General features: G+C 71.8%; 23 protein-coding genes. 10 read left to right on the top strand and 13 right to left on the bottom strand.

The features are described from left to right. Positions 1–125 precede the first annotated feature (125 nt). Positions 126–1,166 carry a zinc-dependent alcohol dehydrogenase family protein gene (locus tag ASG45_RS01925; protein WP_055833171.1) on the top strand — a complete coding sequence of 347 codons (1,041 nt, stop codon included), beginning with the start codon at positions 126–128 and terminating at the stop codon, positions 1,164–1,166. A 219-nt stretch (positions 1,167–1,385) separates the two neighbouring features. On the opposite strand, the gene ASG45_RS01920 is transcribed toward ASG45_RS01925, so the two are convergent. Both ASG45_RS01920 and ASG45_RS01915 read right to left on the bottom strand, forming a co-directional pair. Then, positions 1,386–1,814, bottom strand: a complete 429-nt coding sequence (locus ASG45_RS01920) for an amino acid transporter (protein WP_235561546.1) — start codon at positions 1,812–1,814, stop codon at positions 1,386–1,388. Then, the gene (locus ASG45_RS01915) at positions 1,811–2,443 is read right to left on the bottom strand and encodes a hypothetical protein (RefSeq protein ID WP_055832461.1); all 633 of its coding nucleotides are present in this window, start codon (positions 2,441–2,443) and stop codon (positions 1,811–1,813) included. Before ASG45_RS01915 ends, ASG45_RS01920 begins: the two co-directional genes overlap by 4 nt. Before the next feature lie 251 nt (positions 2,444–2,694). Here ASG45_RS01915 and ASG45_RS01910 point away from each other — a divergent pair, with 251 nt between their 5' ends. The 3 genes from ASG45_RS01910 to ASG45_RS01900 all read left to right on the top strand — a co-directional run bounded on the left by ASG45_RS01910 (position 2,695) and on the right by ASG45_RS01900 (position 5,521). Next, the gene (locus ASG45_RS01910) at positions 2,695–3,468 is read left to right on the top strand and encodes an ABC transporter ATP-binding protein (protein WP_055832459.1); all 774 of its coding nucleotides are present in this window, start codon (positions 2,695–2,697) and stop codon (positions 3,466–3,468) included. Continuing rightward, on the top strand, positions 3,465–4,793 hold the full coding sequence (locus ASG45_RS01905) for an FtsX-like permease family protein (protein ID WP_055832456.1): 1,329 nt from the start codon (positions 3,465–3,467) through the stop codon (positions 4,791–4,793). The genes ASG45_RS01910 and ASG45_RS01905 overlap by 4 nt, the downstream gene beginning before the upstream one ends. Positions 4,794–5,113: 320 nt before the next feature. Beyond that, positions 5,114–5,521 carry an NUDIX hydrolase gene (locus ASG45_RS01900; RefSeq protein ID WP_055832454.1) on the top strand — a complete coding sequence of 136 codons (408 nt, stop codon included), beginning with the start codon at positions 5,114–5,116 and terminating at the stop codon, positions 5,519–5,521. A gap of 496 nt (positions 5,522–6,017) precedes the next feature. Here ASG45_RS01900 and ASG45_RS01895 read toward each other — a convergent pair whose 3' ends face one another. The 3 genes from ASG45_RS01895 to ASG45_RS01890 all read right to left on the bottom strand — a co-directional run bounded on the left by ASG45_RS01895 (position 6,018) and on the right by ASG45_RS01890 (position 9,018). Further along, positions 6,018–7,508 (bottom strand): SDR family NAD(P)-dependent oxidoreductase, encoded by a 1,491-nt coding sequence (locus tag ASG45_RS01895; protein WP_442922815.1) that lies wholly within the window; start codon positions 7,506–7,508, stop codon positions 6,018–6,020. Positions 7,509–7,665: 157 nt separating this feature from the next. Beyond that, positions 7,666–7,824 (bottom strand): hypothetical protein, encoded by a 159-nt coding sequence (locus tag ASG45_RS16055; RefSeq protein ID WP_156459327.1) that lies wholly within the window; start codon positions 7,822–7,824, stop codon positions 7,666–7,668. Between the two features lie 9 nt (positions 7,825–7,833). Next, positions 7,834–9,018, bottom strand: coding sequence for an acyltransferase family protein (locus ASG45_RS01890; RefSeq protein ID WP_055832452.1), 1,185 nt, complete (start codon positions 9,016–9,018; stop codon positions 7,834–7,836). Between the two features lie 260 nt (positions 9,019–9,278). Between ASG45_RS01890 and ASG45_RS01885 the strand changes: the two genes are divergently transcribed. Next, positions 9,279–11,120 carry an AMP-dependent synthetase/ligase gene (locus tag ASG45_RS01885; protein WP_055832450.1) on the top strand — a complete coding sequence of 614 codons (1,842 nt, stop codon included), beginning with the start codon at positions 9,279–9,281 and terminating at the stop codon, positions 11,118–11,120. Continuing rightward, on the top strand, positions 11,117–12,055 hold the full coding sequence (locus ASG45_RS01880; RefSeq protein WP_055832448.1) for a DUF1295 domain-containing protein: 939 nt from the start codon (positions 11,117–11,119) through the stop codon (positions 12,053–12,055). The genes ASG45_RS01885 and ASG45_RS01880 overlap by 4 nt, the downstream gene beginning before the upstream one ends. Before the next feature lie 44 nt (positions 12,056–12,099). Here the strand turns inward: ASG45_RS01880 and ASG45_RS01875 are convergent, their stop codons facing one another. From ASG45_RS01875 to pdxH, 4 genes are all read right to left on the bottom strand, one after another. Beyond that, complete coding sequence (locus ASG45_RS01875; RefSeq protein WP_055832446.1) at positions 12,100–12,744, bottom strand: HEAT repeat domain-containing protein; 645 nt, start codon at positions 12,742–12,744, stop codon at positions 12,100–12,102. A 188-nt stretch (positions 12,745–12,932) separates the two neighbouring features. Beyond that, positions 12,933–14,090 (bottom strand): GTPase family protein, encoded by a 1,158-nt coding sequence (locus tag ASG45_RS01870; protein ID WP_055832444.1) that lies wholly within the window; start codon positions 14,088–14,090, stop codon positions 12,933–12,935. A gap of 123 nt (positions 14,091–14,213) precedes the next feature. After that, complete coding sequence (locus ASG45_RS01865; protein ID WP_055833164.1) at positions 14,214–14,900, bottom strand: MBL fold metallo-hydrolase; 687 nt, start codon at positions 14,898–14,900, stop codon at positions 14,214–14,216. A gap of 77 nt (positions 14,901–14,977) precedes the next feature. After that, on the bottom strand, positions 14,978–15,625 hold the full coding sequence (pdxH, locus tag ASG45_RS01860) for a pyridoxamine 5'-phosphate oxidase (protein ID WP_055832442.1): 648 nt from the start codon (positions 15,623–15,625) through the stop codon (positions 14,978–14,980). 226 nt (positions 15,626–15,851) lie between these two features. On the opposite strand from pdxH, the gene ASG45_RS01855 reads away from it, so the two are divergent. Both ASG45_RS01855 and ASG45_RS01850 read left to right on the top strand, forming a co-directional pair. Further along, a complete protein-coding gene (locus tag ASG45_RS01855; protein ID WP_055832440.1) occupies positions 15,852–16,433 on the top strand; it encodes a hypothetical protein in 582 nt (193 codons plus the stop codon). Positions 16,434–16,564: 131 nt separating this feature from the next. Beyond that, positions 16,565–17,641 carry an alkene reductase gene (locus ASG45_RS01850; protein WP_055832439.1) on the top strand — a complete coding sequence of 359 codons (1,077 nt, stop codon included), beginning with the start codon at positions 16,565–16,567 and terminating at the stop codon, positions 17,639–17,641. 87 nt (positions 17,642–17,728) lie between these two features. Here ASG45_RS01850 and ASG45_RS01845 read toward each other — a convergent pair whose 3' ends face one another. The 4 genes from ASG45_RS01845 to ASG45_RS01830 are packed head-to-tail and all read right to left on the bottom strand — an operon-like array spanning position 17,729 to position 21,563. Next, a complete protein-coding gene (locus ASG45_RS01845; protein ID WP_055832437.1) occupies positions 17,729–18,355 on the bottom strand; it encodes a hypothetical protein in 627 nt (208 codons plus the stop codon). Continuing rightward, complete coding sequence (locus ASG45_RS01840; protein ID WP_055832435.1) at positions 18,352–19,368, bottom strand: tripartite tricarboxylate transporter substrate binding protein; 1,017 nt, start codon at positions 19,366–19,368, stop codon at positions 18,352–18,354. The genes ASG45_RS01845 and ASG45_RS01840 overlap by 4 nt, the downstream gene beginning before the upstream one ends. Before the next feature lie 46 nt (positions 19,369–19,414). Continuing rightward, on the bottom strand, positions 19,415–20,932 hold the full coding sequence (locus tag ASG45_RS01835; protein ID WP_055832433.1) for a tripartite tricarboxylate transporter permease: 1,518 nt from the start codon (positions 20,930–20,932) through the stop codon (positions 19,415–19,417). 1 nt (position 20,933) lies between these two features. Further along, on the bottom strand, positions 20,934–21,563 hold the full coding sequence (locus ASG45_RS01830; RefSeq protein WP_235561545.1) for a tripartite tricarboxylate transporter TctB family protein: 630 nt from the start codon (positions 21,561–21,563) through the stop codon (positions 20,934–20,936). Between the two features lie 147 nt (positions 21,564–21,710). Here ASG45_RS01830 and ASG45_RS01825 point away from each other — a divergent pair, with 147 nt between their 5' ends. Together ASG45_RS01825 and ASG45_RS01820 are read left to right on the top strand one after the other, a co-directional pair. Continuing rightward, the gene (locus tag ASG45_RS01825) at positions 21,711–22,550 is read left to right on the top strand and encodes a MurR/RpiR family transcriptional regulator (RefSeq protein WP_055832427.1); all 840 of its coding nucleotides are present in this window, start codon (positions 21,711–21,713) and stop codon (positions 22,548–22,550) included. Further along, positions 22,547–23,734 (top strand): MFS transporter, encoded by a 1,188-nt coding sequence (locus ASG45_RS01820; RefSeq protein WP_055832425.1) that lies wholly within the window; start codon positions 22,547–22,549, stop codon positions 23,732–23,734. Before ASG45_RS01825 ends, ASG45_RS01820 begins: the two co-directional genes overlap by 4 nt. Positions 23,735–23,736: the final 2 nt, after the last annotated feature.

Below are 23,736 nucleotides of genomic sequence, written 5' to 3'. Positions count from 1 at the left end.
CTTCGCGCTGCGCGGGCACGTCCCGCGCTGAGCGTCTCTGACACCCGGACGGTGTCGAGCGGCATCCGGCCACCCCCGCCCCGCGGCACCGGTCGCGCCCCGCGTGCCCTGGAACAATGGATGCCATGCGCGCGATGATCATGGATGCCCTGGCCGAGCCGCTCGAGGTGCGCGAGGTCGAGGCCCCGACCGCCCCGGCGGGCGGCGTCGTGGTCGAGGTGCACGCGACCGGCCTGTGCAAGAGCGACTGGCACGCCTGGGTCGGCCACGACGACGTGTCGCTGCCGCACGTTCCCGGTCATGAGCTGGCCGGTCTGATCGTCGAGGTGGGCGACGGCGTCCAGCGCTGGAGCGTCGGCGACCGCGTGACCGTGCCGTTCGTGATGGGCTGCGGCGCGTGCGAGTGGTGCCTCGGCGGCAACGCGCAGGTGTGCCCCGACCAGCAGCAGCCCGGCTTCACGCAGTGGGGATCCTTCGCGGAGCGGGTGGTGCTGCGTGCGGCCGACACGAACGTCGTGCGCATTCCCGACGGCGTCTCGTTCGAGGCGGCCGCGGCCCTCGGGTGCCGCTTCGCCACGGCGTACCGCGCGCTCACCGGCCGCGCGCGCGTGACGGCCGGGGAGTGGATCACCGTGGTCGGTGCGGGCGGGGTCGGACTCAGCGCGGTGATGATCGGCGTCGCCCTCGGCGCGCGCGTGATCGCCGTCGATCGCACTCCCGCCGCCCTCGACGCGGCGCGGCGCCTCGGCGCGGAGCACGCCCTCGTCGCCGACGGCTCCGACATCGCCGCGGCGGTGCACGAGCTCACCGGCGGAGGAAGCCACGTCTCGGTCGACGCGGTCGGCAGCGCGCAGACGGCCCGCGACGCGGTGCTGAGCCTGCGGCGCCGCGGACGCCACGTGCAGATCGGCCTGCTGCCCACGGCTGACGGCATGACGTCGATGCCGATGGCCCGCGTGATCGCGTGGGAACTCGACCTGCTCGGCAGCCACGGCATGGCCGCGGTCGACTACCCTGAGATGCTCTCGCTCATCGAGAGCGGCGCCCTGCGCCCGCACGACCTCATCGAGCGCGTCATCGGCCTCGGCGAAGCTGCGACGCTGCTGCCGGGCATGGACTCCGCGTCACCGGCGGGCATGACGATGATCGACCCGCGTCGGGCCTGAGCGCGGGGGCGGCACGCGCCCAACGTCACGGTCGGTGCGCGCCGAGGTCGGTGCGGGGCCGAAGCCGACGCACGGCTGGCGCGCTCCGGGGGCCGGAATCCGGCCGGGATCGGTGCTCGGCGGAGGAGATGTGGCCGAGGGAGTACCGAATCGCCCGCTGAGCCCTCCGCTCGTCCCAGACCCTCCGCTCGTCACCGCGCGGGCGCGATGCAGTCGGCGTCAGGCCTTCGGGGCGGCGGTGTCGCCGTCGGGTCCGTCTGCGGCGCTCCGGGTCGGTCGCTTCGCGTCCGTGGGGTCGGTGGACGCCGGCTCGCTGGCCGCACTGGTCGTCGCCGCCGTCGCCGCGCCGGTGGGAGCGGCATCCTGATCATCCGTCGGCAGCAGCAGCGGACGGTCTATGGTCGCGGTGACCTTCGAGGGGTCGACCATGAGCAGCAGCAGCGCCACGCTCACGAGTGTGACGATGAACGTCGCTCCCGCGGCCACCGCCGCCACCACGAGGGCGCGCTGGATCTCTTCGGCGGGCCGGGTCTGGAAGAACCCCATCGACATGAGCGTGACGAAGCCTGCGAACAGAGCGGCGACGAAGGCGAGGCCCAGAAGCTGAACGGGCTTCATCAGGTCGCGGCGGGTGGGCTTGTCGGTCATGACGCGGCCTCTTCCGAAGGTAGGGCCGGAGCGGCCTCGGGGCGGCGGGGTGAGAAGCCCGCGATGGCCAGGAACACGGCGACGACCGCCGCGTATCCGCCGAAGAGTCCCACGGCGATGGTGATTCCGGTGAGGGTGAACGAGCCCGCCCCGGCGATGCTGTAGTCGAGCGTGTACTGCTGGAACGGCAGCAGCAGCGCGGCGCCGAGAACCAGGCTCAGGATGCCGATGAGCACCCCGTCGCGCACACCGTCGGTGCGGCCGGCGCGGCGATCGCGCCGTGCCCCCAGCAGTTCGATGAGCCCGGTGAGCAGAGCCCACGCGATGACGACGCCGAAGAAGAAGCCCGTGGTGCGCCACGCGGGAACGCTGCTCGCCAGGCCCGCGAGGATCGAGACGACCGCGAGCAGCACGGGAGTCGCGCGCTCGGCGCGGGGGAAGACGAGCCAGGCCGACAGGGCGAAGACGAGGCCCGTGGCGAGCGCGAACCCGCTGAACACGCCGAGCCCGAGGGGCGCCGAGTGATCCGGCGAGAACGTCACCATGACGGCGGCGAGCGCCGCGAAAAGGGCGCGCGCGAGTTGCACGTGGCGCAGGTCGAACGAGCGCACGGAGGAAGGAGTGGTCACGGAGAGTCCCGGAGAGGCGGAGTCGATGGCATCCAGTCTATTCCTCGGCACCTGTGCGGACCTCGGGGCCGCTCGACGTCGAGACGCCCGGGCCCCACGGGTCCCTGCCACGGTCGACGCCGACGGGAGCCTCGTCTCGGCTCGGTCTTCGAGCGCTACGAGGCGACCGGGCCCGCGAATCGTCCTCGCGACCGACCCGGATACCTCCCCCGACGGACGACCCACCCGCCCCCTCTCGCTGGAATGGAGGCATGACTTCCTCCCCCGTCCTCACCGCCACCGGCCTCGTCAAGCGCTACGGAGAGCTGCGCGCCCTCGACGACGTGTCGCTGACCATCCGCGGCGGCGAGTCCGTCGCCGTCATGGGCGCTTCGGGCTCGGGCAAGACGACGCTGCTGCACTGCCTCGCGGCAGTGATCGCCCCCGACTCCGGCTCCGTCGTACTCAGCGCCCCCGGCGTCGAAGCCCGCGAACTCGTCGGACTCGGCGAGGGCGAGCGCGCCCGCGTGCGCCGCGAGTCGCTGGGCTTCGTCTTCCAGGAGCACCTGCTGCTGCCCGAGCTCACCGCCGTCGAGAACGCCGCCCTGCCGCTGCTGTTGAAGGGCGTGCGCCGACCGGATGCCGAACGCCACGCCGCCGGCTGGCTCGCCGCCCTGGGACTCGCCGGAATGGAAGACCGCCGCATCGGCCAGCTCTCGGGCGGCCAAGCGCAGCGCGTGGCGATCGCCCGCGCGCAGGTCACGGGTGCCCCGGTGGTCTTCGCCGACGAGCCCACCGGCGCCCTCGACTCGACGACCTCGGCCGAGGTGCTGACCGCGCTGCTGCACGCGACGACCGGGCAGGGGCGCACGCTCGTGATGGTCACGCACGACGCCGACGTGGCCCGCCGCTGCTCGCGGATCGTGCAGGTACGCGACGGGCGCATCGTCGCGGATTCGGCGGCGGATGCCACGGCGTCGGGCGCCGGTTCCGCCACCGCGACGCTTCCGGGTGCCGCATCGCTCTCGACGGGTCTCGACCGATGAGCGCCGTCGTCCCCCTCACCCGCCTGCTGTCGCGTCCCGCCCGGCAGGGTCGCGCGGCGATCGCCCTGCCCGTCGTGGCGTTCGCCGTCACCACCGCGTTGCTGCTGGTGGTCGCCGGGGGCGCGCGCATGTTCCTCGTCGACCCGCGCACGGCGGACGAGGGCGGGTTCTACGGCATCCTGGCCGTGCTCGCCCTGGTGCTGCTGGCCGTCCCCCTCGTCACGCTGGGAGCCGCGGCCGCGCGCCTGACCAGCCGCCGCCGCAACGACCGCCTCGCGACCCTGCGACTGCTCGGCGCGAGCGGACGCGAGCTGTGGTCGCTGACGGTGCTCGAGGCGACGGTCATCGCCGCGGCCGGAGCCGTCGCCGGTGTCGTCCTCTACGGTGCGCTTCTGCCGCTGGTGGGTCTGCTGCCGTTCTTCGGCGGCCCCGTGGGCATCGCCGCCGTCGCCGTCGACCCGCTGCTCGGCGCCGCCGTGCTCGCCGCGGTCGTGCTGATCGGCGCGGTGAGCGCGGCGGCGAGCCTGCGCCGCGTGACCGTGACCCCGCTGGGGGTGCGCACCCGCAGCGAAGCCCCGCCGAAGAAGACCGCGGCGTTCGTCACCGGCGGCATCCTGATCGTGGGCGTCGTGGCGCTGGTATCGAACTTCAGCGTCGTGGGCGAATTGGTCGGCCCCGCCGTGAGCGTCGCCGTGCTGCTGGCCCTGTTCGCGGGAGCGCTGGGTCTGCTCAACCTCATCGGCGCCCCGATCATCGCCGCCCGCGGGCGCGCGATGGCCCGCCGCGCCCGCACCGCCGCCCAGCTCGTCGCGGGCCGCGAGCTCGCCGCGCACGCCGGCCCCGCGTGGCGCCGGGTGTCGGGCATGGCCCTCGTGTCGTTCATCGCCGTCGTCGCGGGCTCCGGTCTGGCGATCGCCGACGTCGCGTCCGAGGCCGGGCCCCTCATGGCCGACATCCGCACCGGGGTGCTCGTCACCCTCGGCATCGCCTTCGTGCTGCTCGCCTGCGCGGTCGGCGTCACCCAGGCGGCGTCGGTGCTCGAGGAGCGCGAGTTGATCGTGGGGCTCGACCGCCTCGGCATCCCCGAGGCCGAACTCCGCCGCGCCCGCCGCCTGACGGTGATGGTGCCGCTGCGCTGGGCCGCCGTCGGAGGCGCGGCCCTCGGCCTGATGCTCGCCGCGCCCGTCGTCGGGATCAGCCTGCTCGTCGCCCCGCTCGCGGTGCTGACGATCGTGCTCACGTTCGCCGCCGGGTTCGCCCTGGTCGCCGCCGCCCTGGCGTCGACGCGGCCGATCGTGAACGGGATCCGCCGCAGCGCGGCGTGACGGGGGCTGGGCGGGTGGGGCTGCGAGAGCGCGCGGGCCGGGCGGCCGCGGGCCGCGAGGGCGCGGGCGGGGCTGCGGAGGCGCGGCTGCGGGGTGCGGCTGCGGGGGTGCGAGGGCGCTGGCGGGGCTGCCGACACGGGCCGTGAGCGACACGGGGCGTGAGCGACACGGGGCGTGAGCGACACGGGGCGAGCTCCCTCTCGGGCCTCGCCCACACGCCGTCGAGTGTCCAAGACACTCCGCACCCACCCCACGCGCAGCGGCATGTCCTGGACACTCGACGATCCTTCCCGCGCCCGGGCGAGTGCTACCGTGCCGGAGTGATCCCGGATGCCACTCCCCCGCGCCGTATCCACGTCTCGGCCGCGGTCATCACCGACGCCGAAGGCCGCTTGCTGGTCGTGCGCAAGGCCGGCACGACGGCGTTCATGCAGCCCGGCGGCAAGCCCGACCCCGGTGAGACGCCGGCCGAGACGCTCGCCCGCGAGCTGGCTGAAGAGATCGGCGTGCGCGTCTCGCCCGACACGCTCGAGCCGCTCGGATCCTTCACCGCGAGCGCCGCGAACGAGCCGGGCTTCGAGGTCGTGGCCGAGGTGTTCCGCGTCGACATCGGCGATCAGCAGCCGATCCCGGATGCCGAGATCGCCGAACTCCGCTGGGTCACCGCCGCAACGGCATCCGGGCTCGAGATCGCCCCCCTCGCCCGCGAGTTCTTCCTGCCCGCCTGAGCGCCCGCAGGCGGTCCAACCGCCGTTGAGTGTCCAAGACACGCCGCAAAGCCCGCCACCCGCACGGCGTGTTCCGGACACTCAACACTGGGCGGGACGCGGCAGCGACCGAGCGACGCCCAGCGCGGCGCCGCGGCGAACCGCACCGACGCGACGGCTCACCAACGCACCGCCGCCGACCGCCACACCCCGCGCGCGGTCCAACCGCCGTTGAGTGTTCAAGACGCGCCGCAAAGCACCCCGCTCGCACGGCGTGTTCCGGACACTCAACACCGGGGCACGGTGCGGCAGCGCGGCGCACCAACAACGCGCGCGACGCGACAGCGTCACACCCCCGCGGGCGGTCCAACCACCGTTCAGTGTCCAAGACACGCCGCAAAGCCCCCCGGCCGCACGGCGTGTTCCGGACACTCAACACCGGGGCGCGCGGCGCGCGACCCGCCAGCACGGCGTGCCCCGGACACTCAACCGCGCGGAACGCGACCCGCGGCCGACCTCACCACGAGCTCTTGCGGTAGTCCTTCAAGAAGATGCCGAACAGGTCTTCGCCGGCCTCGCCGCGCACGATCGGGTCGTACACGCGGGCGGCGCCGTCGACGAGGTCGAGCGGGGCGTGGAAACCCTCCTCGGCGAGGCGCACCTTGGTGAAGTGCGGGCGCTCGTCGGTGATCCAGCCGGTGTCGACAGCCGTCATGAGGATGCGGTCGCTCTCGAACATCTCGCGCGCGCTCGTGCGGGTGAGCATGTTCAGCGCGGCCTTGGCCATGTTGGTGTGCGGGTGGCCGGGGCCCTTGTATCCGCGGCCGAACACGCCCTCCATCGCCGAGACGTTGACGATGTACTTGCGCTCAGCAGTCGAGGCGGCCATGGCCGGGCGCAGGCGGCTGACGAGCAGGAACGGCGCGGTCATGTTGGCCAGCTGCACCTCGAGCATCTCGAGCGGCTCGACCTGGTCGACGTGCTGCGTCCAGCTGTTGATGCGGTCCTCGTCGGGCACGAGCCCGCCGGCGTCGATCGCGGTGCCCGCGGCCAGACGGTCGAGCGACGAGGAGCCCGCGGCCATCGCCTCGGCGGTGAGCTCGTCGGCGGTGCGGGCGGCGGCCGCGAGGATCGGATGCGACGACACCGACTGCGCGAGCGCGAGCGGGTGCGCGTCGTTGGTGTGGCCGAAGGTGAGCAGCTCGGGCAGCGGGCCGTCGGGCAGCGGTGCCAGTTCGGCATCCACCAGGGGTTTGTATGCCCCCGGCGAGCGCCGCACGGTTTGCGCGGCGTTGTTGATGAGGATGTCGAGCGGGCCCGCGGATGCCACGGACTCGGCGAGTCCGATCACCTGGGCGGGGTCGCGCAGGTCGATGCCGACGACCTTGAGCCGGTGGATCCAGTCGGCGCTGTCGGGCAGCGATGAGAAGCGCCGGACCGCATCGCGCGGGAAGCGCGTGGTGATGGTCGTGTGCGCGCCGTCGCGCAGCAGGCGCAGCGCGATGTACATGCCGATCTTCGCGCGACCGCCGGTGAGCAGCGCGCGCTTTCCGGAGAGGTCGGTGCGGGCGTCGCGCTTGGCGTGGCTCATGGCCGCGCAGTCGGGGCAGAGCTGGTGGTAGAACGCGTCGACGAGGGTGTAGTCCTCTTTGCAGATGTAGCAGGCGCGCGCCTTGATCAGCTCGCCCGCGAACGGTGTGGTCGCGCGGGTCGCCAGCGGAATGCCGCGCGTCTCGTCGTCGATGCGGTCGGCGGCCCCCGTCGCGGTGGCGGCCACGACTGCGCGGTCGGCGTCGGCGATGCGCTGGCGCTTCTCACGGCGCGACTGGCGCTTGACGTCTTTGTAGAGCTTTCCGGTCTGGCGGCGCAGGGCGATGTACGCGGGGTCTTCGGGGTCGAGGGATGCGGCGGCGTCGATGACGCGCAGCGCGATCTCGAGCTCGGTCGGATCGATGGATGCCGCGGCCCCGGCGTCGAGGGCCGAGTCGGTCGCCACGTCGCGCGGCACGTCGCGGGGCGCGTCGTGAGGGGCGTCGAGGTCGGGGTTCGAGGGCGTTTCGGGCACAGGGAAGTGTACCGAGGCGTTGCTGAACGGCGAATGGGCCGGATGCGGCGGCGGAACGGATCAGCCTGTTCCGGAAGCCGCGCCCGTTCCGGTGGCGCGGCTAGGGCTTCCCGCCGTCGATCCACCGCGTGTGCGCCTTCAGCGCGTGCAGCACGGCCACGCGCACGACGACGTACAGCGCCGCCCCGACCACCACGAGACCGAGGCCCCAGGTGAGCAACAGGATGAGCAGGTGGGCACCGCCGACGGCCGAGAACATCCGGCGATGCTACCGGCGGGCGTCGGCCGCCGCCAGGGTCGCGGTCGAGCGGGCCGTCGCGCGTGCCCGATCGCGGCGCAGCAGCCACCGCTGCGCGGGGACCTCGACCGCTTTGTGCAGCACCCAGGCGATCGCCAGGGCGATGCCGAACGCGGCGAGCGCGAGCAGCACCGCGCGCCGCCACGGCAGCTGCGGATGCCCGTCAGGCCAGGCCGACGACACCGACGCGATCACGAGCAGGTGCACCAGGTAGAACGCGAACGAGACACGGCCGAGCTCCTGCCAGAGCGGCCGGGCCAGGAACGTCGAGTTCGACCGGGCGTCGGCGTCCGCGAGCGAGGCGACGAGCAGGGCGAAGAAGCCCACCGTCGCGGCGAGGCCGGGGTGCACGTCGGTGCCGGGAAGGGTCGGGGCCTCGGACAGCGCGTATCCGGCGAGGGCGAGCGGCACCGCGAGCGCGAGGCGCACCGGACGCCAGTCACTGTTCTTCATCAGCAGCGCCAGACTCACGCCGATGACGAACTCGGGCATGCGCAGCAGCGGTGTCGATGCGGCCGACAGGGGCACGGGCGACACCGCGGCGATCTGGGGCATGAGGGCCACGAGAACAAGGGATGCCACGACCACCACCACGAGGGTGCGATTCGACGCGCGCACGAGGGGGCGGATCAGGAACGGGAAGCTCAGGTAGAAGAACGCCTCGCACACCAGCGACCAGCTCGCGGGGTTGCCCGCCTGCCACCAGTCGGGCACCCAGCCGTTGACGAGGAGCACGTTGGCGACGACGGGCGCCGCGCCGTCGGCACGGATCTCGGGCACCAGTGTCGCCGCGGCGACCAGCGCGAGCCCGACGCCGACGAGGTGCAGGGGATAGACGCGGGCGAAACGGTGCCACCAGAACGACCGCGCCGACTGCTGCGGCTTGTAGCCCCACGCCAGCACGAAGCCCGAGAGGATGAAGAACAGCGTCACCCCGGTCTTGCCGGCCTCGAACAGCACGCCCCACACGACCCCGGCGTTCCCGCCGAAGTACTCGACCGCCATGATGTGGTGGCCGAAGATCAGCATCGCGGTCGCCCAGCGCAGCCCCGTGAGCGACGGCAGGTTGCGCACGTGCGAGAGGGGGCCGGGGGCGGCCTCGGCCGCGGAGCGCTGCACGGTCGGCGCGGAGGCGGTCATCGTGCTGATGGTCATCGCCTCCGTCTCGTGTTCGGGCGCGACCCCGTGCTCGTCGACGACGCCAGAGGAGTCGACCTGAGCACGTGCAGTCGCGCAGACCGGATGAGACGGTACTCCTCCGCGTTGAGGAGATGCCTGAAAAGGTCGGGGCTTGACGGGGGGCCCCTCCCTTCCTCCCCTCCCTCGCACGCAGTACCCATCCGATTCGCGCACTCCTCCGAACACTGATCGGCGGCCTGTCTCTCCGATGGCCGCGCACTCGCACCGGAGGACACATGCTCGAGACGACCACGCCTGCGCTGGCGAGCCTGGACGCGTTCGCCAACGTGACCGACCTGCTCGCGCTTCGAGCGGCCGAAGCCCCGGAGCACGTCGCGTTCGAGGTGCCCACCGACGACGCCTCGTCGTGGCGCCCGGTGACGACCGCCGCGTTCCTCGACGACGTGCGCACTCTCGCCAAGGGAATGATGGGCGCCGGCCTCGCCGCGGGCGACACGGTCGCCATCATGGCTCCGACACGCTACGAGTGGGCCGTCGCCGATCTCGCGACCTGGTTCGCCGGCGGCGTCGTCGTTCCGGTCTACGACTCCTCGTCGGCCTCGCAAGTCGATGCGATCGTGCGCGATGCCGGCGTGCGCCTGGCCGTCGCCGGGTCGCGCGCGCACGCCGACCTGCTGCACGCGGCGCTCGCGCAGGCGGAGACCGACGCGCTCGGCACCTGGGCGATGCGGGGAGTCGATGGCATCCCCTCCCTCGACGACCTCGTAGCGCTCGGTGCGCACGTCTCCGACGCCGAGCTCGAGAGCCGGCGCACGCTCGCGGGGCACGACGACCCCGCGACGATCGTCTACACCTCGGGCACGACGGGCGAGCCGAAAGGCGCCGTGCTCACGCACGCGAACTTCCTCGGCCAGGTGCTCAACATCGCCGCGGCCTACCGCGAGGTGGTCACCCCGACGGGCAACACGATCATCTTCCTTCCGCTCGCGCACGTACTCGCCCGCGGCCTGCAGTTGATCTGCATCGCCAGCGGCATGCGCATCGCGCACCTCTCCGACCCGGCGAAGGTCGTGCCCGCCCTGGCGGTGCTGCGCCCGACGTTCCTCGTCGTCGTGCCGCGCGTGCTGCAGAAGATCCAGGCCGCCGCCGCCGACAAGGCCGCCGCGAAGGGCCTCGGCCGGGTCTGGGCGCGCGCCGTGTCGACGGCCGTCGCCCGCGGACGCTTCGCCGAGAAGCAGGATGCCGGCCATCGCCGCCGCGTTCCCCTCGGCCTCCGCGTGCGCGCCGCCGTCTTCGACGCCCTCTTCTACTCACGGCTGCGCGCGGTGATGGGCGGACGCGTCGGCTACATCCTGTCGGGCGGGGCGACCCTCGACGGCATCCTGTCGCTGTTCTTCCGCGGGATCGGGGTTCCGGTCATCGAGGGCTACGGGCTCACCGAGACCACCGCGCCGCTGACCGGCAACCTGCCCGGCCGCATCGTCTCGGGCACGGTCGGGCTTCCGCTGCCCGGCTCGACGGTGCGCATCAGCGCCGAGGGCGAAGTGCTGGCTCGCGGGGTGGGCGTGTTCGCCGGGTACCGCGACCCCCGCCACGACGCCGAGGCCTTCGTCGACGGCTTCTTCCGCACGGGAGACCTGGGCCGCATCGACGACGGAGGGCGCCTGATCCTCGAAGGCCGCCTGAAAGACGTCATCGTCACCTCGAACGGCAAGACCGTGGTCCCCGCCCGCTGGGAGGGCGCCGTCGAGGCGAGCCCGCTCGTGCAGCACGCCGTGATGGTCGGCGAGGGCAAGCCCTACCTCTCGGCCCTGCTCATCCTCGACCCCGAGCAGTCCGCCGCGTGGGCCGCTGCGAACGGCGCGGTGCTCGAGCCCGGCTCACCGGGAGAGCTGCGCGCGATCGACGAGCCGCTCCTGTGCGCGAACCTGCAGTCCACCGTCGACGCCGCCAACGCCCTCGTCGCGCGCAGCGAGCAGGTGCGCCGGTTCACCCTCGTGCTCGCCGACCTCGACGACCGCGAGCTCGTCACCCCCACGCTCAAGATCAAGCGCCGCGAGGTGCTGCATCGCGCCGCCGACACGATCGACACCCTGTACCGAGGAGCCGCATCATGACCGCACCCGTTCCCCCCACCACCAGCGGGTCCGCCGACACGCAGAACCGCAAGGCCATCGTCGCCGTCGTCGTGGCCCTCGCCATCGGCGCCGGGGTCGCCGTGGCCGGCAGCCATCGCGGCGCGCAGGTCGGCGGCATCCCGGTGTTCGCCCTCGCGGTGGCCGCGGCCTTCGTCATCCAGTTCCTCGTCTTCGTGCCCTCGGCGCTTCGCCGCACCGAGCGGTTCTTCGACCTCACCGGCAGCCTGACGTTCATCTCGGTGTCGGTCGCGCTGGCGTTCCTCGCGCCCGCGCAGGATGCCCGCGGGTGGATCCTCGCCGCCATGGTGGTGCTGTGGGCCGCACGCCTGGGGTCGTTCCTGTTCGCGCGCGTGCACCGCTCGGGCTCCGACGGACGGTTCGACGAGATCAAGACGAAGCCGCTGCGTTTCTTCCAGGTGTGGTGCATCCAGGGTCTGTGGGTCGCTCTCACCGCCTCGGCCGCGTGGATCGCGATGAGCGCGGATGCCACCGACCGGGCGCCCCTCGACGGTTTCGCCGCGGCGGGCATCGTGGTCTGGCTGCTCGGAATGGTGCTCGAGGTGGTCGCCGACCTGCAGAAGCAGGCGTTCCGCGCCGACCCGGCGAACAAGGGCGAGTTCATCCGCACGGGTCTGTGGTCGCGTTCGCGCCACCCCAACTACTTCGGCGAGATCCTCGTGTGGGTCGGCGTCTTCCTCGTCGCGGTGCCGGTGCTGCAGGGGTGGCAGTGGATCGCGGTCCTCTCGCCGCTCTTCGTCATCCTTCTGCTCACCCGGGTCAGCGGCATCCCGTTGCTCGAGAAGCGCGCCGACGAGCGCTGGGGCGACCGCGCCGACTACGTCGCGTACCGCGACAGCACGCCTGTGCTGATTCCTTCGCTCACCGCGCCGTCGGCGAAGGCGGCGCGGCGGTAGGTGCCCGCGGGATCGACCCGCGGCCGGGCTCAACGCCCCGGACGTCACTCCTCCGCGGGGAGCGCCCGCTGCGCTTCGACGACGGCCTCGGCGAACTCGGTGTCGGGGTCGTCCATGACGATCGCCGTGGCCCGCGCGTGGGCGCTCACGACGTCGTAGGGCGACGCGGCCGCGCGCGCGACGGCCGCCTCGGCCCGGAATCCGATGGCGGCGAACGCGCGGCTGAGGCTGCGCTGCGTGTCGTGGTCGCCGCGGCCGAACTGGGTCGACAGTTCATCGGCGAGGCTCTCGTGCTCGCCGTCGAGAACGAGCCCGGATGCCGTTCGCCACGCCGCCCGCGCCACCTCGGGGTGCCGATCGCGCAGCACCGCCGGGGTGATCGCCGCGAACGCCGCGGGGTCGCCGATCTTCGACAGGGTGTGCAGCGCTTGGCTGCGCGCCTGGGGGATCTCGGATGCCACTTCGGGAAGCAGGGCCGGCACGGTGCGGGCCGGGTCGTGCCGCGTGAGCGCCCAGGTCAGCATGTCGCGCACGAAGAAGTCGGGCTCGACCCCGCACCGGGCCACCAGCTCGGCGACGTAACTGTCGTCGGGTCGCGTTCCCGCGGCGAGCGCGGACTGCAGGCGCGCGGACGCATCGGGGTGTCCGAGGGCGGCGCGGAGGCGGTCGGCGGGGGTTTCGTCGGTCATGGTGCCTCCCAGGGTTTCACGCGGCGGGGCCGCGGGGGTCGTGAGGCCTGGTCGGCTGCGGTGCGGGGAGCCGTGACCAGCGGAGGGGAGGGGGCCACGGGAGGACGCCTCAGCGGCATCCGCCCTCCGCTCATCCCTCGCCCTCCGCCCTTCCCGGGCTCGATCATGCGACCCCGGCGCCGGATGCGCTATTTCTTCAGCACCCGCCGCTCGATCAGCTTCCGAGCGACGTCCATGAAGTTCGGCGCGTACTTGGCCCACTCCTGGTCGAGCTTGCGGACGTCGATCTTGCCCGTGTGCAGGAGTTCGCAGATCCTCAGCCAGCTCTCTCCGGTCGCCGCCGTGAGGGCGCCCGCCACCGCCGCATTCACCACGACGCCGGCGCCGGGGATCAGCTTCAGGAAGCTCGTCGCCAGAGCCCGACCCGCCACCTGCACGCCGAACTGGGCGAGGGCCCCGGCCGAGAGCATCGTCTTGACCTCGAGGTCGTAGACCGCGGCGATCCGCCCCATCATCGTGAGCTGGATCGGCGCAAGAGTGAAAGCATCCGAGACAGGAAGCGGAACGGTCGCCGCTCCCGCGGCTGCCGCGGCCGCTGCCGCGATGATCGGGCGAGCCATCTCGCGCTTCCACGGGAGGTTGAGGCGCTGTGCGATGCGAAAGGCGTCCTTGTCACGCTCGGGAGCGAGGGCGAGCGTCTCGGTGACAAGGTCACCGAGGCCGTGCCCCTTCCCCTTCCCGTGCCGGTCGCGCGTAGAGGTGAGGATGACGCGCCGATACGGCACACGTAGGCGTTCGCCGGTCGCGGCATCCGTCGGGTCGTTCAGCCAGTCGACGAAGGCCTCCACGTCTTTGGCCACGCTCTGATGCCCGGTGATCGGGTTCTTGATCCAATCGACCTTGGTGAGCACCAGGATGACGGGGAGTCCACGGGCGTCGAGTTCACGGATCATGGCGATGTCGGCGGGCGTGAGGCGATCGTCGTTGGCCTTCACGCAGTACCAGACGACCGAGATCTGGTGGTCGCCGGAGTGCGCCGCGATCGCGTCGAGGTGGTTTCGGAGTTGCTGATCGGGCGGAATGGGCGATCCGATCTCGAAGCCCTCGACGTCCCAGATGCCGAGGGAGTCGTCGCTGTAGAACTGCACCCCGCGCGTGACCGGGAGCCCTCGCCCGACCTTCGCCCAGTCGCGCCCGAACACGGCGTTGACGAGCGACGACTTGCCCACTCCGGAAGTCCCGACGATCGCGAGATTGAACCGGCCGTAGCGCGACCGCGCCTCCGACGACGCGTCGACGAACGCCTTCTCGTCGATCGCGGGCTTCTTCGCGTCTTTCTTCGCCATTGCGCCCCCTCGCTCGTGCATGTCTCGTCAGTGTCGCATTCGATGCGCCCCCGGGACCGCCCATGGACATCGGCGCCGCGCGGTGTCCCGAGCACGGACGACAGCGAACCGACGGCATCCGGCTCAGGGCTGACGGCTGAGAAGCTCCTGCAGGTGTGCGTACTCGGCATCCATCCCCTCGTTCGCACGCCTCGGGTCGTTCGACCGGCCGGTGCGCCGGACGTCGGTGAGGTAGCGGCGGTCGGCGTCGAGGCGAGCGCGGGCGTCGGTGCCCACGTTCCCGTGGCCCGGGATGACGAGGCGCGCGGCGTCGGCGTAGGGCTCGAGCGCATCGAGCGCCCGCTCGTAGGCCGGCACGTCATCGGGCCAGAACGGAAGCGGAAGCTCGACGTCGCTCAGCATGTCTCCTGCCACGAGCACGCGCGGCTCCGGCAGCCAGAGCGCCGTGTGCCCGGGGGCGTGCCCGTCGTGCACGATGAGCTCCACGTCGAAGGCCGGGATGCCGGCATCCACCCGTCCCATCAGGTCGACGAGGTCGTCGGAGAACGCCGGCCCGAGAGCGGCGACCAGGTCGGCACGCTCGGTGCGGGCGAGCTCGGCGGTGCGCGCCGACGCCCAGCGGGGCACGTCGCCGAATTCCGGATGCCAGAGCACATGGTCGTGGTGGGCGTGGGTCGCGAAGCCCTCGACCACGGTGATGCCGCGCTCCCGCAACTCGCGGGCGAGCGCGGCGAGTTCGTCGGGCATCCACGCGGGGTCGACGAGCAACGCGCGGCCTGAGTCGACGATGACCGTCGTGTTCGTCTGCATCGTGCGACTCGTGCTCACGAGCACACCGGGCGCGATCTCGCGCAGTGCCGACCCGCACTCAGCCGAGGAAGGCGTCGTCACGGCTGCCGCCGGTACGCCGCCCACTCCCCCGCCGGACCCTCGCGCGAGAACACGATGCGGTCGTGCAGTCGCGACGGCCGCCCCTGCCAGAACTCGATCTCGCGCGGCTCGACCCGGTATCCACCCCAGTGCGGGGGGCGCGGCACGGACTCGTCGTCGGCGAATCGGGCGCCGATCCGGGCCATCTGCTCCTCGAGGGCGGTTCGGGATGCCACCTGCTCCGACTGGTGGCTCGCCCAGGCCGACAGCTGCGAAGCGCGGGGCCGCGAGGCGAAGTACGCGTCGTCACGCTCGGGCGGCAGCGGCGTCGCCGTACCGAGCACGATGACCTGGCGCTGCAACGCGTACCAGGGGAACAGGATCGACACCGAAGGGTTCTCGGCGAGCGCGCGGCCCTTTCGCGACAGGCGGTTGGTGAAGAACCACAGCGCGCCGTCGTCGTCGATGCCACGCAGCAGCACGGTACGCGAGGTGGGTCGGGCCTCGGCATCCACCGTCGAGACCACCATCGCGTTCGGCTCGGAAAGGCCGGCAGCATCGTTCAGCCACCGGAGGAGAAGAGCGATGGGCGATGCCGAGAGCGCGGCGTCGTCGAGCTCGTCGAGCGTGTAGTCCCGTCGGTGGGCGAGGGGGTTCTCGGTCATCGCGGTCCTCCGGTCGGTCGCGGCACCATCGTATGGCGGTGTCGTCGCTCGGGGCGCGGGGTCGCGCCGAAGGAGCGGTTGAAGCCAGCGGAGGAGGTGTGACCGCGGGAGGAGGTGTGAGCAGAATCGATCCTCCGCCCCTCCCTCCCCCTCCGCTCGTCACGTGCGCGCGCACCGCCGGCGCCCCCTCTAGCCGGTGTCGGTGGCCCGGAGTACCGTCGTCGCCATGACGCCCGCCGAACTGTTTCTGCGCTCCGACGCCGCGCTGCGCGATGTCATCGACCGCCTCGATCCCGCTGACTTCTCGGCCCCGGTGCCGAAGGAATGGAGCCAGCTCGAGTCGCCCACGCTGCTCGACATCATCGGGCGGCACGCGTACGACGAAGCCTGGGTCCCCGACGTGATCGCGGGCCGCGCGGCGGCCGACGGCGACCCGTTCGCCGAGGGCGACCTCTTGAGCGGCGACGATCCGATCGCCGCGTACGACGCGCTCAACGACGCCGCGACGGCCGCGGTGAACAAGGGCGACATCGCCGACACCTTCCACTTCACGTACGGCGACTACCCGGCGGCCGAGGGCTTCGCTCATCTGGCGACATACCGCGCTTTTCAGGCGTGGATGATCGCCAAGACGTTCGGCGTCCCGTTTCACCTCTCACCCGAGCTGATCGCGGGGATGAACGAACACGTCGTTCGCCACGCCGACGAGTGGCGCCAGTGGGGCGTGTTCGGTCCGGCGATCGACCCGCCGGCGGACGCCGATGACGAGACGCGACTGCTGTGCACGCTGGGGTTCTGGATGCCGTAGACGCGGCGGCCGCGAAGCTGATGTCGCTCTCACGTCACGCCATCCGGTCTGCGGATGTGGCCCCGGTGGAATAGGCAGCCGCTGCCCCTCGTTGGGAGGCGTGGCCCCCGTTTCCCCACGAAAGGACCCCCGTGAGCCTGTTCCACCCCACCACCGTCGGCGATGTCGATGTTCGCAACCGCGTATCGCTCGCTCCGATGACCCGTCTGCGCGCGTCGGCCGACGGCGTTCCCGGCCCGATCGTGGCGAAGTACTACGCGCAGCGCGCGGGCATCGGCCTCCTCGTCACCGAGGGCGTCTTCCCGAGCGACGAGTCGCGCGCCTACCCCGGACAGCCCGGCATCGTCACCGACGCCCAGGCCGCCGGCTGGGCCAAGGTGGCAGAGGCCGTGCACGCCGAGGGCGGCACCGTCTTCATGCAGCTGATGAACGGCGGACGCGTCACGCACCCCGACATCACCGGCACCGACCGCATCGTCGCCCCCTCGGCGATCGCGATCCAGGGCGACACGCGCCTGGCCGACGGAACCAAGGTCGCCTACGCCGAGCCGCACGCGCTCGAGACCTCCGAACTCGCCACGGTGCGTGACGAATTCGTCGCCGCCGCCCGTAGGGCGGTGGATGCCGGCTTCGACGGTGTTGAGCTGCACGGCGCCAACGGATACCTGCTGCACGAGTTCCTCTCCCCCGCCTCCAACCAGCGCACCGACGAGTACGGCGGGTCGCCCGAGGCCCGCGCCCGCTTCGTCATCGAGGTCGCCGAGGCCGTCGTGGCCGAGATCGGCGCCGGTCGCGTCGGCATCCGCATCTCGCCCGCCCACAACATCCAGGACGTGTGGGAGAAGGACGAAGCCGAGACCCGCGCCACCTACGAAGCGCTCATCGCCGGCCTCGCGCCTCTGGGCCTCGCGTACCTGAGCGTGCTGCACGCCGACCCCGCGGGCGAGCTGATCCAGGACCTCCGCCGTGCGTTCGGCGGCACGGTCATCGTCAACACCGGCTTCTCGAGCATCACCACGCGCGACGAGGCCGTCTCGGCCGTCGACGACGGCATCGCCGACCTGGTTGCCGTCGGTCGCCCCGCGATCGCCAACCCCGACCTCGTGACGCGCTGGGAGCAGGGCGCCGATGAGAACGAGGTCGACCAGGCGTCGGTCTACGGCGGCGACGAGCGCGGCTACACGGATTACCCGTTCTTGCAGGGCTGAATCACGTCGAAGGGCCTCGCACGGACGGTGGATGCCGTTCGCGCGAGGCCCTTCGTCATAACCGGGGATGCGGATGCCGGTGAGGACTCAGCCCACGGACGCCCGGATGCTCGCCCGCTTCCGGGCCTCGCTCTCGAGCTTCTGCTCCGCCAGGTCGACGATGGTGTCCAGCTGCGCGCGGGGGATGAACACGACGCCGTCGGCGTCGGCGACCACGACGTCACCCGTGAGCACGGCCACTCCCCCGATGGCGACGGCGCCGCCGATCACGCCGGGACCGTTCTTGTAGGGACCGGCCGGGGTCACCCCGCGGGCGAAGACGGGCAGGCCCAGCTCGCGGATCGCGTCGACGTCGCGCACGCAGCCGTCGACGACGAAGCCCGCCACTCCGAGGCTCCGCGCCCGCTCGGCGATGAGGTCGCCGATCAGCGCCCGCGTGGTGTCGCCGAACCCGTTGAGCACGATGACCTCGCCCGGCTGGACGACGTCGAGCGCCGCGTGGACGATCTGGTTGTCGCCCGCCGCCGTGAGCACGGTGAGCGCCGGACCCACCAGGCGCGCACCCACCCACGTCGGTGAGATGCCGGCATCCGGAGACCCGAGGCGCTGCATGGAGTCGACGACCGCCGAGGCGGCCAGGGGCGCGAGACGTTCGCGCTCGGAGGCGCTGAGGGGTGCGCGCTCGGCGACGGGTGTCGCGACGGCCGAGGTCACTTCGAGACCTGCAGCAGCTCGTCGATGATGGGAGAGATCGTGGCTTCGCGCTCTTCCCACAGCGTCTCGACCTCGGCACCCGGCATCCACGAGGCGACGGTGGCCGCGTTGGTGAGCTTCTCGATGACCGCGGGGTCCTCCGCGGCGACCTTGAGCGCGGCCTCCAGCGAGGAGCGGATGTTCTCGGGCGTCTCGGCCGGCACCGACAGGGTGAAGCGGCTGTTCATCGGCGCCACCTCGTAGCCCGCTCCGGTCAGGGTGGGCACGTCGGGCATGAGCTCGCTCTGCTCGTCTTCGACGATCGCCAGCAGGCGGATGTCGCCCGACTTGTACGGGCCGTAGAAGCTCGAGACCCCGCCCAGGGCGAAGTTCACCTCACCGGACATGACAGCGGCCACCTTGTCGGCACCACTGTTGTAGTGGACGATGTTGAACCCCAGGTCGAGTTCGTTCTCGAGGATGCGCAGGTTGACGTGGTCGTCGCCGGCGCGCGAGTCCGTTCCCGCCGTGATCGTGCCGGGGTCGTCTTCGACGGCGGCGAACAGGTCGTCGATGGTCTTGTAGGGGCTGTTGGCAGCCACGCCGATCACGACCGAGTTGGTGGCGAAGGAACCGACCGGCAGGAAGCTCTCACGATCGAACGTGGCATTCTTCGAGGGGTCGAGGTAGCGACCGAGGATCGACGGGATGTTCGTGTAGCCGAACGTCGTCCCGTCGGGTGCCGAGGTGGCGAGCTTGCTGAGGCCGACGACCTGGCTGCCGCCCTCGAGGTTCACGACCTGGATGTTGGCGTCGAGGGATTCCTGCATGGCCGGCGCGACGATGCGGGCCAGGATGTCGTTGCCGGCACCGGCTGCCGAGGGGACGATCCATTCGATGTCCGTTCCGGCGGCGGGCCAGGCCTCGTCGGCGCCGTTGCCGTTCGAGGTGGTGCCGGCGGCGGACGAGCATCCGACGAGGGCTACGGCCGCGAAGGCTGCGACGGCGGTGAGGGTCAGGGAGCGGGTTCGCATGCTGATTTCTCCTTCTGGTGGGGATGACGGGTGAGCAGGGACAGGATTAGGCGTCGATCCGCGCGCGGGACCGTGACCGCGACCGCACGAAGGCGGCGAGGGCGGGGCGGCTCGCTCCGAGCGCGACGGCGAGGGCGCAGACGATGAGCAGGCCGGTGGCGATCGGGCTGCTGGTGAACACTCCCCAGTCGCCGCGCGACAGGGCGAGCGAGCGCTGGAAGTTCTCCTCGAGCATCGGGCCGAGGATGATCGCGAGCACGAGAGGTGTGAGCGGCACGCGCAGCAGGTGGAAGACGTAGCCGATCACGCCCGCGGCGACCATGACGAAGATCTCGAAGGTGCTGCCGTTGATCGAGTAGGTGCCGAGGAACATGAACGCGAGGATCGCGGCCATCAGGTAGGCGAAAGGCAGGCGCAGGACCGCGATCCAGACGCGCACAAGGGGCACGTTGAGGATGAGCAGGATGACGTTGCCCACCAGGAAGCTGGCGATGATGGCCCAGGCGACCTCGGGGTTGTCGCGGAACAGGAGCGGCCCGGGGATGAGGCCGTTGACGGTGAACGCCCCCGCCATGATCGCGACCGTGGCCGACGTCGGGATGCCGAGGGTGAACAGCGGGATCATCGACGACACCGCGAGGGCGTTGTTGGCGGACTCGGGCCCGGCGACGCCCTCCATGGCGCCGCGGCCGAACTCCGAGCGGTGCTTCTTCGAGAAGCGCTTCTCGGCGGCGTACGAGGCCAGCGACGTCGCGGCTCCGGGAGAGCCGGGGAGCAGACCCATGAAGAAGCCGATGATCGAGCCGCGGAAGAAGGGCTTCCACGAGCGCCGGAAGTCGTCGCGGGTGGGGTAGAGCCGTCCGATCGAGAGGGGCTTGGCGATGCCGCCGGGTCCACGCTGGGCCTGGGCGAGGATCTCGCTGAGCCCGAAGGCGCCCATCACGATCGCGACGAGGCCGATGCCGTCGAACAGCTGTGGCATGTCGAATCCGAAGCGCACGATGCCGACGCCCGGGTCGAGGCCCACCGTCGCGATCGCCAGGCCCACGCCGGCGCTGATGAGCGCCTTGGCGGGGTTGCTGCCCGCGAAGCTCGTGATGAGCAGCAGCCCGAGGAACGACACGAGGAACAGCTCGGGGGCGCCGAACTCCAGTGCGATCCGCGCGAAGGGGGCGACGAGCACGAACCCGACGACTCCGACCAGCCCGCCGATGAAAGAGCCCACCGCCGCGATCACGAGGGCCGGGCCGCCGCGGCCGCGCTTGGCGAGCTCGTATCCGTCGAGGGTCGTCGCCACCGAGGAGGCTTCGCCGGGGATCCGCAGCAGGACGGCGGTGATCGTGCCGCCGAAGGCCGCGCCGTAGAGGATGGCGGCGAGCATGATGATCGCCGTCGTGGGCGAGAGCCCGAACGTGACCGGGATGAGCAGCGACACGGCTGCTGCGGGCCCGAAGCCGGGCAGCACGCCGACGAGCATGCCGAGCACGCAGCCGAGAAGGGCGAAGAGCAGGTTCTCGGGGGTGAGAACGGTGAGGAGTCCTTGGAAGAGAGCGCCGAATTCCATGTCAGAGGCCGATCATGCGGAGCACGGTGATGCTCGAGTGCGGGAGGGCGGTGCCGAGCAGGTCGGCGAAGACGAACCGGCTGATGACGGCGACACCGACGGCGATGAGAAGGGCGACCCACCAGCGGCGAGCGCTCACGAGCGTCATCACGCTGAAGAGCAGCAGCGTCATGGTGATGAGGTAGCCGAGCACCGGGAGCAGGATCGCGGAGAGCACGAGCGCCCCCGCCACGATGGCGACGCGCAGCACTCCGCGCCGGTCGGGAAGGGCGATGTCGTCGTCTTCCTCGTCGATCCCGTCGACGACGAGCACGCCGATCGCCGTGTCGGTGGGCGGGTCGACGCGGTTGCCCTCGAACGGGGGCCGTGTGTCCGACCGGCTCGCCTCGCGGCGCCGCGCCGCAGCCGCACCGAGCAGCTGGAGCGCCCAGAGCACCGCGCCGAGCGCGATCGTGGCGCCCGCGACGACCGGGAAGAACCCCGCGCCGACCCCGGTCACGTTCGTCAGGCCGTAGCCGAAGCCCGACACCATGACCGCGATGCCGGCGACGGCACCGATCGCCACGACAGACCATTCCAGGTACTGCCGCGCCCTCGTCGAGGACGAGGTCTCCACCACATCAGACGCCATCGTCATCCGCCTCTCTGCGGGTTTCCGTGCTAGGTGTGTGTGCAAGGCATTTAATGCAACTTGCGCACTTGCACAGGATTGCAGGATGGTCCAGACTTGTCAACAACCGACCCGCTCGATCGGCGTCGTGCCCTCGAAGGAGAGAACATGAGCTTTCGCGCCGTCGCGACTCGCAACACCGCCGCCCTGAGCGCTACGGAGCAGAAGGTCATGACGGTGCTGCTGAGCGCCGCGACGTCGTCGACGACGGCGGCCGACGTGGCTGCCCAGGCCGGCACGCACGAGTCGACCGTGGTGCGCCTCGCGCAGAAGCTGGGCTACCGCGGGTACCCCGACCTGCGCCGCGACCTGCGCGCCGACGAGGTGAACCCCGCGCTCTCGGGTGCGCCGATGCGGCAGGAATCCGGGGCCGACCTGGCATCCTTCGTCGCCGACGAGCGAGCCGGCCTCGAACGCCTGTCGGAGTTCGTCCCCCAGTCCGCGATCGACGCCGCCGCCCGCGACATCGCCGGCGCCGGGGTTGTCTACATCTTCGCGAACGGCGACGCCCGCTCGCTGCAGGAGCTGCTCGCCCGACGCTTCCGTCGGCTGGGAATGGTCGTGGTCACCCTCTCGCCCCAGGCGAAGGATCTCGCCGAGCGCTTCGTGCCGTTCGACTCCACCAGCATGCTGATCGGCTTCGCGCTGCGCGAGACGCCGCGGATGCTCCCCGCCCTCATCGCCGAGGCGCAGCGCCGACGCGGACGCAGCCTGCTCATCACCGACGTGCCGGGCGCCCAGTTCCGGCCCGCGCCCGACCACCTGATCGCGGCCCTCCGCAGCGCCGACAGCGAGTACCGCACCCTCTTCGTGCCGATGGCCATCTGCTATGCGCTCCAGCTCGCGGTCTACCACCTCGACTCCGAGCGGTACCACGCCGTGCGCGAGGACATCGACGGTCTCACCCGCATGCTCGGCGGCACCGACGAGATCCCCCTGCGGCCGTGACCGGCCCCGCCTGGCGGGCGGCACTCAGCACCCAGGCGGCACTGTCGCAGGCCTCGTGGGTCGGTGTCCGGCTGATGGTCGGCTACCGGGCGCTCGAGCTGGGCGGGGATCCGCTGCTGCTCGCCGCGCTCGCGGCATCCTTCGCCGTTCCGACGATCGTCGCGGCGCTTCCCGCGGGCCGGATCTGCGACCGCTTCGGCGGCAGCACCGTCGCCTTCGCCGGCCTTCTCATCGCCTCGGCCGGCGCGATCGTCGTGCTCACCCTGCCGTCGACCGTGCTGCTGTTGTTCGCCGCGGCCCTCACGATCGGCTTGGGCCACCTCTGCGTGATGATCGGCCAGCAGACCTTCGTCGCGCACGCGAGTCGCGGAGGCTCGATGGACAGCGGCTTCGGCACCCTCAGCGCAGCGGCATCCATCGGTCAACTGATCGGTCCCCCGGCCGTCACCGTCGCCGCGACCCTGGCCGCACGCGATCAGCCCGACACGACCGCGGGCTTCGCCGTCTGCCTCGCCTTCACGGTGCTCGCCACACCGCTGATCCTCTTCCTGCGCCGCGGCGACACGCACCGCCGTGCCACGACCGTGAAGACCCCGCGTGCCCCGCTCTCTGCGGTGATGAAAGCCCCCGAATTGTGGCGGGCCCTCGCCGTCAGCGGGGCCGTGCTCGTGACGGTCGACCTGCTCTACACCTTCGTGCCGCTGTGGGCGGTCGAGAAGGGCATCGCCCCGGTCACCGTCGGCCTTCTGCTCGCCCTGCGCGCGATCGTCTCGGTCGTGAGCCGCCTCGGCCTCGCCCGCATCGTCGCGCGATTCGGCCGCCGCACCCTGCTCGTCGTGGCGATGCTCATGGGCGTCGCGAGTCTCGTCGCCCTGCCCTTTGCGAACCAGTGGGGTGCGATCCCCGTGATGATCGCGCTCGGCATCGCCCTCGGCCTCCCCCAACCCCTGACCATGGCCTGGACGACCGCCATCACCCCGCCCGCGGTGCACGGCGCCGCCCTCGGCCTGCGCCTGACCGCCAACCGCGTGCTGCAGGTGCTGATCCCAGTGAGCGTGGGCCTCGTCGCCGGCCCCTTCGGACTCGTGGCGATCTTCTGGTCGAACGCGGCCGTGCTCGCCGTGGGGGTGGCGATTGTCGCCACCTCGCGTACAAGCGATCGCGATGGGGCGGGTTCGGAGTAGCG

It is taken from the genome of Microbacterium sp. Leaf436 (assembly GCF_001424715.1).
Classification (GTDB): Bacteria; Actinomycetota; Actinomycetes; order Actinomycetales; family Microbacteriaceae; genus Microbacterium.
This window is presented reverse-complemented; position numbering and strand designations above follow the sequence as displayed.